Source organism: Oerskovia rustica (genome assembly GCF_014836555.1).
Classification (GTDB): domain Bacteria; phylum Actinomycetota; class Actinomycetes; order Actinomycetales; family Cellulomonadaceae; genus Oerskovia; species Oerskovia rustica.
Genome location: NZ_JACSQQ010000058.1, coordinates 1 through 12,396, shown reverse-complemented (window position 1 = coordinate 12,396; position 12,396 = coordinate 1). Strand labels below are relative to the sequence as shown.

Here is a 12,396-nt window from a genome sequence, read left to right as displayed (position 1 = left end):
GGGGGCGCCCGGGGGGGGGTCCGGGGTGAATCCCCCGGAGACGGCGACCCGCACGGGGCCGACAGGGGGCCGTCGGTGCGCCGGCCTGACAGACTCGTCCCATGACCTCCTCCCTCGCCGCCTCGGACCGGCAGACCCCTGACACCCTCGACATCCCCGGCACCTGGAACGCGCGCGACGTGGGCGGCCGTGCCGTCCCGGCCGGCGCGACCGCACCGCTGCGCACGGGCGTGCTCGTGCGGACCGCGAGCCTGTCGCGGCTGACTCCCGAGGGCGTCGCGGCGCTCGCGGCACTGGGCGTGACGCTCGACCTCGACCTGCGCGGCGAGGACGAGGTCGAGCGCGACGGGCAGGACGTCGTCCAGGCGACCACGCGGGTGGTGCCGCGGCGGATGGACCCGGGCGTCGGCGTCGGGCATGCGCTGGGCGCGGGCGACGGGTCGGCCGCCGACCAGCGCGTGCCCGACGCCGAGGACGTCGCGACCGAGGAGCGCTCCGCGGACACGGCCGCGATGATCGGACGCCTCCTCGGCGCCGAGGACCCGCAGGCGCTCGCACGGGCCATGATGCACGGCGTCTATGCGACGTTCGTCACGGACCCGACCATCCGCCGGACGGTCGGGGAGGCCCTCGAGGACGTCGCCGAGGCCGACGGCACCGTCGTCGTGCACTGCTCGGCGGGCAAGGACCGGACCGGTTGGATCGTCGCGCTCGTCCAGCACGTGTGTGGTGTGAGCGAGGAGGACCGGCTCGCCGAGTACCTCGCGAGCGGCGCGGCCGTCGAGGGGCTCTCAGCCGTGATCCCCCCGATCCCCGGCCTCGACAAGGACGCCCTGACCCCCCTCCTGGGCGTCGAGCCGGAGTATCTCCAGGGCGCCTGGACGCTCGCCGAGACGGAGTTCGGGAGCATCGACGGCTACCTCGACGCGTGCGGCGCCGGGCCTGCGACCAGGGCGAAGATCGCGAGGAAGTTCGCTGCTCAGGGCGTGTGAACGTTGCCTGACCTGCCAGGTGTGGCTAGTTTCGAGGGTGTCGAGGTCGCCACCGGGGGCATCAGATCCGGTCGGCGGCCCCGGTGCACGTGTGGGCCCATCCGTCTGAGGACAAGTAGGTGACTTGCGTGGCACTACCATCCCTGACCCCCGAGCAGCGCGCGGCGGCACTCGAGAAGGCGGCCGAGGCCCGTCGGGTGCGGGCCGAGGTCAAGAACCGGTTGAAGCACTCCCAGGGCTCCCTCGCCGAGGTGATCGAGCAGGGACGCACGGACGACGTGATCGGCAAGCTGCGCGTCGTCGCGCTGCTGGAGTCGCTGCCCGGCGTGGGTAAGGTGAAGGCCCGGGCGATCATGGAGGAGATCGGGATCGCCGAGACACGTCGTGTCCGCGGGCTGGGACCCCACCAGTCCGCGGCGCTCATCGAGAGGTTTGGCTGACATTTCCGCTTCACCCGCCGAGCAGGCCGCCCCGGCGCCTGCCGCATCACCGACCCCTGCCCGCCTGACCGTCCTGGCGGGGCCCACCGCCGTCGGGAAGGGGACCGTGTCGGCGGACATCCGCGCGCGGTACCCGCAGGTGTGGCTGTCCGTGTCCGCGACGACCCGTGCCGCTCGACCCGGCGAGGTGGACGGCGTCCATTACCACTTCATCAGCGCCGAGGAGTTCGACCGGCTGGTCGAGGCGGGCGAGATGCTGGAGTGGGCCGTGGTGCACGGACGCAACAGGTACGGGACCCCTCGCCGGCCGGTCGAGGAGAAGCTCGCGGCGGGGGTCCCGGCCCTGCTCGAGATCGACCTGCAGGGCGCACGCCAGGTGCGCGCGTCCATGCCCGAGGCCCGGTTCGTGTTCCTCGCCCCGCCGAGCTGGGAGGAGCTCGAGCGTCGGCTCGTCGGGCGCGGGACGGAGGGACCCGAGGAGCGCGAGCGTCGCCTCGCCACGGCCCGCGTCGAGCTGGCGGCCGAGCCCGAGTTCGACGTCGTGATCGTCAACGACGAGGTGCACCGGGCGACCGACGCGCTCGTCGAGGCGATGGGTCTGACGCCCGTCGCATGACCGTCGAGGTGCCGCGCCCCGGGCGTGGGCACCACGACGATTTGTGCCTGCCCAGTAGACTGGTCGTCAGGCGTGTGCGTCATGAGCGCGCGCAACCTCTTTGAACCATCCTGCGGGCGACCGTCTGAGCCGCCGCAGGCCCCCCCTGACTCACGGAGTGAGACTGTGTCTGGAACCATCGCCGCCCCCGAGGGCATCACCGACCCGCCGATCGACGACCTGCTGGAGCGCGCCGACTCCAAGTACGCGCTCGTGATCTACGCCGCCAAGCGCGCGCGTCAGATCAACGCGTACTACTCGCAGCTCAACGAGGGCCTGCTGGAGAACGTGGGCCCGCTCGTCGAGACCCGCAACCAGGAGAAGCCGCTGTCGATCGCGATGCGCGAGATCAACGAGGGCCTGCTCACGATCGAGACCGTCGAGGCACCCGCCTCCTGACCGCCGGGCCGCCTGCGGGCGGCTCCGCGGTCCGGGTGGGCGCGGCGTGCACGGCACAGAGGGAGGGCTCGTACCGATGAGGATCCTTCTCGGGGTCTCCGGGGGAGTGGCGGCCTACAAGGCCGTCCTCCTGCTGCGGCTCCTGCGTGAGCAGGGGCACCAGGTGCGGGTCGTCCCCACCGCGTCCGCCCTGCGTTTCGTGGGGGCGCCGACGTTCGAGGCCCTGTCGGGCGAGAAGGTCAGCACCGAGGTGTTCGACGACGTCCCGCAGGTCGCGCACGTCGCGCTCGGCCAGGGCGCGGACCTGGTGGTCGTCGCCCCCGCCACGGCGGACCTCCTCGCCCGGGCGGCCGCGGGCCGCGCGGACGACCTGCTCACCTCGACCCTGCTGACCGTGTCGTGCCCGGTCGTGATGGCCCCGGCCATGCACACCGAGATGTGGCAGCACCCGGCGACCGTGGCCAACGTCGCGACCCTGCGCTCGCGCGGGGTGCACGTGATCGAGCCTGCCAGCGGACGGCTGACGGGCAAGGACACGGGCCCGGGCCGGTTGCCCGAGCCCGAGGACATCGCACGGGTCGCCCTGGAGGTCGCCGCACGGGCCGCCGCGCCCGTGGTGGCCCAGGACCTCGCCGGACTGCGCGTGGTCGTCTCGGCCGGCGGCACGCGCGAACCCATCGACCCGGTGCGCTTCATCGGGAACCTGTCCAGCGGGCGTCAGGGCATCGCCCTGGCCTGCGCCGCCCAGGACCGGGGCGCCGACGTGACGCTCGTCGGGGCGAACCTGACCGAGCCGCTCGACGGGGTCGCCGACGTCGTCCGGGTCGGCTCCACCGCCGAGCTGCGCGAGTCGATGCGTCTCTTGGCGCCGGACGCCGACGTGGTGGTCATGACGGCCGCGGTCGCGGACTTCCGTCCGGCCCGCACACCGGCCTCGAAGATCAAGAAGGTCCCCGGTCAGGGGCCCGCCCCGATCGAGCTGGTCGAGAATCCCGACATCCTGGCGGAGCTCGCGCGCGAGCGCCTGCGCCCGGGTCAGGTCGTCGTCGGGTTCGCGGCCGAGACGGGCGACGACACGGGCGACGTCTGGCACCACGGCCGTGCCAAGGCCCGCCGTAAGGGCGCCGACCTCCTGGTGATCAACCCCGTGGGGCACGGCAAGGGCTTCGGGACGGACACCAACGAGGTCCTGATCGTCGACGCCCACGGCGAGACGGTCGCCCAGGCCCAGGGCACCAAGCGCGAGGTCGCGGACGCGGTGTGGGACACGGTCCTCAAGGCCTCGCCCCCGATCTCGTCGCCCACGGACTGAGATCCCGTCCACGTCTCAGTGGTCGGATGTCGGGTATCACCTGGCGGGACAGTACGCTGGACCACATGAGTTCTGACGACCTGCGCCTGTTCACGTCCGAGTCCGTGACGGAAGGCCACCCGGACAAGGTCTGTGACCAGATCTCCGACGCGATCCTCGACGCCCTCCTGGAGCAGGACCCCACGTCCCGCGTCGCGGTCGAGACCATGGTCACGACGGGCCTGGTCCACGTCGCGGGAGAGGTCACGACCAACGCGTACGTCGAGATCCCGCAGATCATCCGTGAGGTCGTCCGGGGGATCGGCTACACGTCCTCCGCGATCGGCTTCGACGGCGACTCGTGCGGCGTCTCGGTCTCGATCGGCCAGCAGTCCCCGGACATCGCCCAGGGCGTCGACAAGAGCCTGGAGCAGCGCGACGACACGTCCGACCTGGACCCGCTCGACGCCCAGGGCGCCGGCGACCAGGGCCTCATGTTCGGGTACGCGAGCGACGAGACCCCCACGCTCCTGCCGCTGCCGATCTTCCTCGCGCACCGCCTCGCCGAGCGCCTGGCCGTGGTCCGCAAGGACGGGTCGCTGCCGGGCCTGCGTCCCGACGGCAAGACGCAGGTCACGATCGGGTACGACGGCGACCGCGCGGTCCGCCTCGACACCGTGGTCCTGTCGACGCAGCACGACGAGGACGTCCTGCAGGAGACGCTGCGCGCCCAGGTCGCCGAGCTCGTCGTGGCCCCGGTCGTCGAGGACCTCGACCTGGACGTCGCGGACTTCCGCCTGCTCGTGAACCCGACCGGCAAGTTCGTCATCGGTGGGCCCCAGGGCGACGCGGGGCTCACGGGCCGCAAGATCATCGTCGACACGTACGGCGGCATGGCCCGTCACGGTGGCGGCGCGTTCTCGGGCAAGGACCCGTCGAAGGTCGACCGCTCGGCCGCCTACGCCACGCGCTGGGTCGCCAAGAACGTCGTCGCGGCGGGCCTCGCGCGCCGCTGCGAGGTGCAGGTCGCGTACGCGATCGGCAAGGCGCACCCCGTGGGCCTGTACGTCGAGACGTTCGGCACCGAGACCGTCCCGGTCGAGCGCATCCGTGCCGCGATCGACGAGGTCTTCGACCTGCGCCCCGCGGCGATCATCGCCGACCTCGACCTGCTGCGGCCCATCTACGCGCAGACCGCGGCATACGGGCACTTCGGGCGCGAGCTGCCCGACTTCACCTGGGAGCGCACGGATCGCGTGGCGGCCCTCCAGGCCGCGGTCTGAGCCACGTCGCACGGGTTCGCCCGGCGTGGGTGGCGCGTGCTGAGATAGGGCCATGACCAGCCAGGACGTGCCCCAGGACGCGGGGGAGCAGCTCACGCTGCTCCCCGCGCCCGAGGCGCCGGGTGGCAGCCGCACGGGCGGCAGGCCCGCCCGGCCGGTGGGCGCGCTCGAGATCGCGAGCGCGCTGCCGGTCGCGCGCGTCGTCCTGGACCTCGTGCCGCACCACCTGGACCAGACGTTCGACTACCTGGTCCCGGCCTCGATGGCCGACGGCGCGCAGCCCGGCGTCCGGGTCAAGGCGCGGTTCGGACCGCAGGAGGTCGACGGGTTCGTCCTGGCGCGGGCCGAGGACAGCGACCACGACGGGCGGCTCGTCCCTCTCAAGCGCCTCGTCTCGCCCGAGCGGGTGCTCACCCCGCAGGTCGCGCAGCTGTGCCGCACGGTCGCCGACCACTACGCGGGCACGCTCTCGGACGTGCTGCGCCTCGCGATCCCGCCGCGCCACGCGCGCGCCGAGGCGGCGCCGTCGGGCAGCGAGGCGATCGCCGTGGACGCACCGGCGGACCCGAGCACCGACGACGAGGGGCGCGCGAGCGCCCCCGGCGCCCAGAAGGCCGCGCCCTCACGCCCCTCCGAGTGGGCTCCCTACCGCGGCGGCGCGGCATTCCTGAACCACCTGGTCGGCGGGTCGGCGCCGCGTGCGGTCTGGACGGCCCTGCCGGGCCGCGTGGCCGACGGCGTGCCCGTCCAGGTCGCCCGGGCCGCGGGTGGGCACGGCACGAGCGACGAGGACCCCGCGCAGGGCGTCCAGCACTGGGCCCTGGCGCTCGCCGAGGCCGTGCGTGCCGCGGTCACGGGCGGGCGTGGCGCGCTCGTGGTGCTGCCCGACGCGCGCGACGTCGACCAGATGTCCCTCGCCCTCGAGCTCGCGGGCTACGCCCCGCACACCGCGCGCCGCGCGGGGCAGTTCGTGCGCCTGACGGCCGACGAGGGCCCCTCGCCCCGGTACCGCAGCTTCCTGGCGGCGCTGCGGGGCGAGGTGCGCATCGTCGTCGGGACGCGCGCGGCGGCGTTCGCGCCCGTCCAGGACCTGGGCCTGGTCGCCTGCTGGAACGACGGCGAGGAGACCCTCGCCGAGCCGCGCTCGCCCTACCCGCACGCCCGGGAGGTCCTGGCCCTGCGCAGCGAGCAGGAGGGGGCCGCGTTCCTGCTCGGCTCGGTCAGCCGCACGGTGCAGGCCCAGGCGCTCCTCGAGTCGGGGTGGGCCCGGGAGGTCGCGGCCCCCCGCGACGTGCTGCGCGCGCGTGCCCCTCGGGTGCGGGCGCTGACGTCGGTCGAGCTCGCGGCCGAGGGCGCCGGGGCCGCCGCCCGCCTGCCGAGCGCGGCGTGGCGGGCCGTGCGGGACGCCCTGGGCACCGGGCCCGTCCTGGTGCAGGTCCCGCGGGCCGGGTACATGCCCGTCGTGGCGTGCGCACGCTGCCGGACGGCCGCGCACTGCGGCACGTGCCACGGTCCCCTCATGCTGCCCGGTCCGGGCGCACCACCGCAGTGCGCGTGGTGCGGGGCACTGGCCGGGGCGTGGTCGTGCGACGAGTGCCACTGGACGGGGCTGCGCTCGGTGCGCGTCGGGTCGGGCCGCACGGCCGAGGAGCTGGGGCGGGCCTTCCCGGGCGTCACGGTGCGCGTCTCGGGGGCGAGCGCGCCGGGCGGGGTGCTCTCCGCCGTCGGGCCGCGCCCTGCCGTGATCGTCGCGACACCGGGCGCCGAGCCCGTCGCGGAGGGCGGCTACGCCGCCGCCCTCCTGCTCGACGCGGCCCTGAGCACCGCGCACGTGGGGCTCGCGGTCGCCCAGGACGCCCTGCACCGCTGGCTCGCGGCAGCGGGCCTGGTGCGCTCTGCCCGCGAGGGCGGGCAGGTGCTGCTCGTGGGCGACGCGGCCCCCGGACCCACCAACGCCCTGGTGCGCTGGGACCCGGCCGGGTTCGCGGACCGCGAGCTCGCGGAGCGTCGAGAGCTCGACCTGCCGCCCGCGGTGCGGGTCGCGGCGATCACGGGCGACCGGCAGGCCGTGGACGCCGTCGTGGCCCGGGTGGGCCTCGCGGACCCCTCGACGACCCTGGGGCCCGTCGAGGTCCCCGAGGCCGTGGGACGCCCCGCACGGGGCGGGGCCGGGCGAGACCCCTCGCTGCAGCCTCCCGTGCGCACGATCGTGCGCGTCCCGCTGCGCGAGGGACGCCGGCTCGCGCGCGAGCTCTCGGCCTCCCTGGCGGTCCGCTCCGCGAAGCGCGAGGGTGGGAGCGTACGCGTCCAGCTCGACCCCAAGGAGATGTTGTGAGCACCGTCCCGCGCGAGACCCCGTCCGAGAGCTCGGCCCGGGCCCGGATCGACACGGTCCTGTTCGACTTCGGCAACGTCCTGGTGACCTGGGACCCCTACGCCGCCTACGCCGGGCGCATGGCCAGGGCCGACGTCGAGGCGTTCTTCGAGGCCGTCGACTTCCCCACGTTCAACGCGCGTCAGGACGCGGGCCGGTCCTGGGCCGACGCGCGCCGCGAGCTCGCCGAGCACCACCCCGAGCACGTGAGCATGCTGGACGTGTACACCGATAACTTCGCGGCGAGCCTCGTGGGACCGGTTCCCGGGACGCAGGAGATCGTGCGCGAGCTGCGCACGCTCGGGGTACGCCTGTACGGCCTGACGAACTGGTCCGCGGAGATGTTCCACGAGGCCGAGCCCGCGGCGCCCGCGATCGGCCTCATGGAGGACGTCCTGGTCTCGGGGCGCGTGGGGCTCGTCAAGCCGGACCCGCGCATCTTCGAGGCCGCGACCGAGCGCTTCGCCCTGGACCCCGCGCGCACCCTGTTCGTCGACGACTCCGTGGCGAACGTCACGGCCGCCCGGGCGCTGGGCTTCCGGACCTTGCACTTCGAGGACGCCGCGGGCCTGCGCGCGACCCTGCGCGACCTCGGCGTCGGCGTGCGCGAGGCCTGAGCGGGGGGCCGGCACCCACCCACCGGGGACCGCCCGGGGCGGATCCCGGCGCGGGCCGGGAGGGGCGCACCGCCTAGACTCGCCCCATGCGTGTGCTCTTCGCCGGAACCCCGGACGTGGCCGTCCCGGCCCTCGATGCCCTGATCGACTCCCGGCACGAGGTGGTCGCCGTCCTCACCCGCGCCGACGCGCCCTCGGGTCGCGGCCGCAGGCTGACGCCCAGCCCGGTGCGCGTGCGCGCGGAGGAGGCCGGGATCCCGGTCATCACCGACCGTCCCCGCGGGGCGGAGTTCGTGGCCCGTCTCGCGGCCCTGGAGATCGACTGCGCGCCCGTCGTGGCGTACGGGGAGATCCTGCGCCGCGAGGTCCTCGACGTGCCCCGCTTCGGCTGGGTCAACCTGCACTTCTCGGTCCTGCCCGCCTGGCGCGGCGCGGCCCCGGTGCAGCGCGCGATCATCGCGGGCGACGAGGTCACGGGAGCCACGACGTTCCTCATCGAGGAGGGCCTGGACTCGGGGCCCGTGCTGGGCACCGCGACCGAGACCATCCGCCCCCGCGACACCTCGGGCGACCTCCTGGGCCGGCTCGCGACCTCGGGCGCCGGCCTGCTCGTGGCGACGCTCGACGCGATCGAGGACGGCATCGTGTCCCCGGTCGTGCAGCCCGCCGAGGGAATCAGCACGGCCGCGAAGCTGACCCCCGAGGACGCCCGCGTGCGCTGGGCGCACCCCGCGCTCGCGATCGACCGCCAGGTGCGCGGCTGCACGCCCGCCCCCGGCGCCTGGACCACGCTGCCCGACGGCGCCCGCCTGGGCCTGGGCCCCGTGACGCCGCGCCCCGACGTGGACGACCTGGCGCCCGGCGAGCTGCGGGCCGGAAAGCGCGAGGTCCTGGTGGGCACCGGCACGCACGCCGTCGCGCTCGGCGAGGTGGCCCCCGTGGGCAAGAAGCACATGGCCGCGACCGACTGGGCCCGCGGCGCCCGCCTGGGCGAGCGCGTCGTCCTGGGCACCCCTGACGAGACGAAGGACCAGGCATGAGCGGCGAGGCACGCACCGGCGGTACCCCCGGGCACGAACGCGGACAGGGCGGTCGCGGCGGCTCCGGCAGCCCCGACCGTCGCGACGCGCACGGCCGCGAGCGCGGCGCTGCCCGCGCCCGCGGGGCCGGCCAGCGCTCGGAGGCGGCGCCCTCGCAGCGCGCCAAGGGTGCCGACCCGGCGCGCAACGTCGCGTTCGACGTCCTGCAGGAGGTCGCGACCTCCGACGCGTACGCCAACCTGGTCCTGCCCCCGCTGCTGCGCGCGCGCGGCATCCGCGGGCGCGACGCCGCGTTCGCGACCGAGCTCGCCTACGGCACCCTGCGCCTGCGCGGGCGCTACGACGCGATCATCGCCCAGTGCGTGGACCGCCCCCTCGACCAGGTCGACCCGAACGTGCTCGACCTGCTGCGCCTCGGCGCCCACCAGCTCCTGGGCATGCGGGTGGCCCAGCACGCGGCCGTCTCGGAGACCGTGGGCCTGGCCCGGGCGCGCGCCGGGGCCGGCAGCGCACAGTTCGTCAACGCGGTCCTGCGCAAGATCTCCCGCTCGACCCTCGAGGAGTGGCTCGAGGCCATCACGCTCGACGCGCCCGACGACGTCACGCGCCTCGCGACCACCCAGTCCCACCCGGTGTGGATCGCCCGGGCGATGCGCGAGGCCCTCGTCGGGACGGGACGCTCCGCCGACGACCTGGCCGAGCTCCTCGAGGCCGACAACACCGCGCCGCGCGTCACGCTCGTCGCCCGCCCGGGCCTGGTCAGCCGCGAGCGCCTCGCGGGGGAGGTCGCGCACGACGTGCGCGGGGACGCCACGACCACCCCCGGGCGCTGGACGCCCACGGCCCTGGTCCTGTCGGGCTCGGACCCCGCCGCCATCCCCGCGGTCCGGTACGGCGCCGCCGGGGTCCAGGACGAGGGCTCCCAGCTCGTGACGCTCGCGTTCGCGGGCACGCCCACGCTCCCCGCGACGAGCGACGCCGCGGCGGGCGACCGGTCCGGCGGCGCAGCGAACCCCGACGAGCGCTGGCTCGACCTGTGCGCGGGCCCGGGCGGCAAGGCCGCTCTCCTGGCCTCCCTCGCGGGCGAGCAGGGCGCACGCATCGTCGCGAACGAGGTCGCACCCCACCGGGCCCGCCTGGTCGAGCAGGCGCTCGCGGCCGTGCCCGCCGACGCGGTCGAGCGGGTGCAGGTCGGTGACGGGCGCCAGGTGGGGGTCGAGGAGCCCGGCGCGTACGACCGCGTGCTCGTCGACGCCCCCTGCACGGGCCTGGGCGCGCTGCGCCGCCGCCCCGAGTCGCGCTGGCGCCGCACCCCCGGGGACATCGCGACCCTCACGACGCTGCAGCGCGAGCTCCTCGGCTCGGCCCTGGACGCCGTGCGCCCGGGCGGCGTCGTCGGGTACGTCACGTGCTCCCCGCACCTCGCGGAGACCCAGCTCGTGGTCAAGGACGTCCTGGCCGGGCGCGACGACGTCGAGGTCCTCGACGCGGCCGCCGCGGTGCGCCAGGTCGCGGGGGACGACATCCCGCTCGCGGACCGCACCGACGTACAGCTGTGGCCCCACGTCCACGGGACCGACGCGATGCACCTGACGCTGCTGCGCCGTCGGGCCTGAGACGCACCCGCCGGCGGCCGGGCAGGGTGGTGAAGGCCACCCGGCCCGGCCGTCGCGCGCCCTCCGCACGGCGCGCGGGCGCCCTCTAGGCTGGTGCCCATGTCCGCACTCATCGCTCCCAGCATCCTGTCCGCCGACTTCGCGAACCTCGAGCGCGACCTGGGCGCGATCGCGACCGCCGACTACGCGCACGTCGACGTGATGGACAACCACTTCGTGCCCAACCTGACCCTGGGGCTGCCGATCTTCGAGCGCCTGGCCCAGGTGTCCCCGGTGCCGCTCGACGCGCACCTCATGATCGCCGACCCCGACCGTTGGGCCCCCGGCTACGCCGAGGCCGGCGCCGCGTCCGTCACGTTCCACGCCGAGGCCGCCACGGCCCCCGTGCGTCTGGCCCGCGAGCTGCGCCGCCTGGGCTCGCGCGCCGGGCTCGCGCTGCGCCCCGCGACGTCGGTCGAGCCGTTCCTGGACCTGCTGCCCGAGTTCGACATGCTCCTGGTCATGTCCGTCGAGCCCGGCTTCGGCGGCCAGTCGTTCATCGAGGGCGTCCTGCCCAAGGTCCGCCGCATCCGCGACGCCGTGTCCGAGGCAGGGCTCGACGTGTGGGTCCAGGTCGACGGCGGCATCTCGCGCGCCACCATCGAGCGTGCGGCCGACGCCGGCGCCAACGTGTTCGTCGCCGGCTCGGCCGTGTACGGGGCCGAGAACGTCCCCGGCGAGATCGCGGCCCTGCGGGCGCTCGCGGACCAGCACACGCACTGACCGCCACCGACCGTCCGGCAGCTCGCTCCCGGCGCACCGCCGGGCGGTCACCGCATCCCTGAGCGGTTCACAGCGGTTCACAGCTGTTCACATCGGTCCAGCTCGCGGGACGGGCCGGATCGAGGTCCTGCCGGGGGATGCCGGTGTGGCATGCTGGGTGGAGACGAGCCGCCGGACGCAGCGCCCCTCAGGGAGCGCGGGCCCGGGGCTCGACGGCAGCAGAACGAGCAGTACGCACACACGTGCTCCGGGGTCGGTGTAATTCCGAGCCGGCGGTGACAGTCCGCGACCCACGCCTCGGCGTGGTTGACCTGGTGGAACTCCAGGACCGACGGTGAAAGTCCGGATGGGAGGAAGTACGTGGCGGCGCGGGGCGAAGCCCTGTGCCGTGGTGTCGTGACGTCCGTGGACCCTCGGGTCCCGTGACGTCGTCGACCCCCTCACCCCGGAGCGTCGTGCTCACCGGGAGGAGGACGCATGGGCGCCAGGCCCACACTCACGATCGACGCCGCGATGGTGCGCGCGCTCGAGCTGGCCGCGCGGGGCCCCGCGCACGGCCCCAACCCGCGCGTGGGCGCCGTCCTGCTGGGCCCAGCGCCCCGCCCGTCGGACTCCCTGCCCGACGCCGCCGCCCCCGGCCCCGTGGACGCCTCGCCCCGGGTGGTGCTCGCCGAGGGCTTCCACCGCGGCGCGGGCACCCTGCACGCCGAGGCCGCAGCGTTGGCCGACGCCCGCGAGCGCGGCGTGGACGTGCGGGGCGCGACGGCCGTGGTGACTCTCGAACCGTGCGACCACGCCGGACGCACGGGTCCGTGCGCCCAGGCGCTGCTGGACGCGGGCGTGGCCGAGGTCGTCTACGCCGTGGCCGACCCCAACCCCGTCGCCGCCGGGGGAGGCGCTCCCCCTCGGCCTCGCGCAGCCCGGCGG

The 12,396-nt window shown here is 75.3% G+C and carries 11 protein-coding genes, 1 pseudogene and 1 riboswitch; all 12 genes and pseudogenes read left to right on the top strand.

Annotated features, from left to right (window positions below):
- Positions 1–101: 101 nt before the first annotated feature.
- Positions 102–992 (top strand): tyrosine-protein phosphatase, encoded by an 891-nt coding sequence (locus tag H9652_RS19035; RefSeq protein WP_191798331.1) that lies wholly within the window; start codon positions 102–104, stop codon positions 990–992.
- Between the two features lie 128 nt (positions 993–1,120).
- Positions 1,121–1,432 carry an integration host factor, actinobacterial type gene (mihF, locus tag H9652_RS19030; protein WP_030151369.1) on the top strand — a complete coding sequence of 104 codons (312 nt, stop codon included), beginning with the start codon at positions 1,121–1,123 and terminating at the stop codon, positions 1,430–1,432.
- A 1-nt stretch (position 1,433) separates the two neighbouring features.
- The gene (gene gmk / locus H9652_RS19025; protein WP_191798333.1) at positions 1,434–2,048 is read left to right on the top strand and encodes a guanylate kinase; all 615 of its coding nucleotides are present in this window, start codon (positions 1,434–1,436) and stop codon (positions 2,046–2,048) included.
- 165 nt (positions 2,049–2,213) lie between these two features.
- Positions 2,214–2,486: a DNA-directed RNA polymerase subunit omega gene (gene rpoZ, locus H9652_RS19020; RefSeq protein ID WP_030151367.1), complete on the top strand. Its 273-nt coding sequence runs from the start codon at positions 2,214–2,216 to the stop codon at positions 2,484–2,486.
- A 76-nt stretch (positions 2,487–2,562) separates the two neighbouring features.
- On the top strand, positions 2,563–3,798 hold the full coding sequence (gene coaBC / locus H9652_RS19015) for a bifunctional phosphopantothenoylcysteine decarboxylase/phosphopantothenate--cysteine ligase CoaBC (RefSeq protein WP_191798330.1): 1,236 nt from the start codon (positions 2,563–2,565) through the stop codon (positions 3,796–3,798).
- 65 nt (positions 3,799–3,863) lie between these two features.
- Positions 3,864–5,060, top strand: a complete 1,197-nt coding sequence (metK, locus tag H9652_RS19010) for a methionine adenosyltransferase (RefSeq protein WP_191798328.1) — start codon at positions 3,864–3,866, stop codon at positions 5,058–5,060.
- Between the two features lie 52 nt (positions 5,061–5,112).
- Positions 5,113–7,395: a primosomal protein N' gene (locus H9652_RS19005; RefSeq protein WP_191798326.1), complete on the top strand. Its 2,283-nt coding sequence runs from the start codon at positions 5,113–5,115 to the stop codon at positions 7,393–7,395.
- On the top strand, positions 7,392–8,051 hold the full coding sequence (locus H9652_RS19000; protein ID WP_191798324.1) for an HAD family hydrolase: 660 nt from the start codon (positions 7,392–7,394) through the stop codon (positions 8,049–8,051). Before H9652_RS19005 ends, H9652_RS19000 begins: the two co-directional genes overlap by 4 nt.
- Positions 8,052–8,137: 86 nt before the next feature.
- Positions 8,138–9,091, top strand: coding sequence for a methionyl-tRNA formyltransferase (fmt, locus tag H9652_RS18995; RefSeq protein WP_191798322.1), 954 nt, complete (start codon positions 8,138–8,140; stop codon positions 9,089–9,091).
- Positions 9,088–10,707, top strand: coding sequence for an RsmB/NOP family class I SAM-dependent RNA methyltransferase (locus H9652_RS18990; protein ID WP_191798320.1), 1,620 nt, complete (start codon positions 9,088–9,090; stop codon positions 10,705–10,707). Before fmt ends, H9652_RS18990 begins: the two co-directional genes overlap by 4 nt.
- A 99-nt stretch (positions 10,708–10,806) precedes the next feature.
- Positions 10,807–11,469: a ribulose-phosphate 3-epimerase gene (gene rpe / locus H9652_RS18985; protein ID WP_191798318.1), complete on the top strand. Its 663-nt coding sequence runs from the start codon at positions 10,807–10,809 to the stop codon at positions 11,467–11,469.
- A 238-nt stretch (positions 11,470–11,707) separates the two neighbouring features.
- Positions 11,708–11,833, top strand: a riboswitch (FMN riboswitch).
- A 113-nt stretch (positions 11,834–11,946) separates the two neighbouring features.
- Positions 11,947–12,396: pseudogene (locus tag H9652_RS18980) on the top strand (deaminase); the annotation flags it as partial.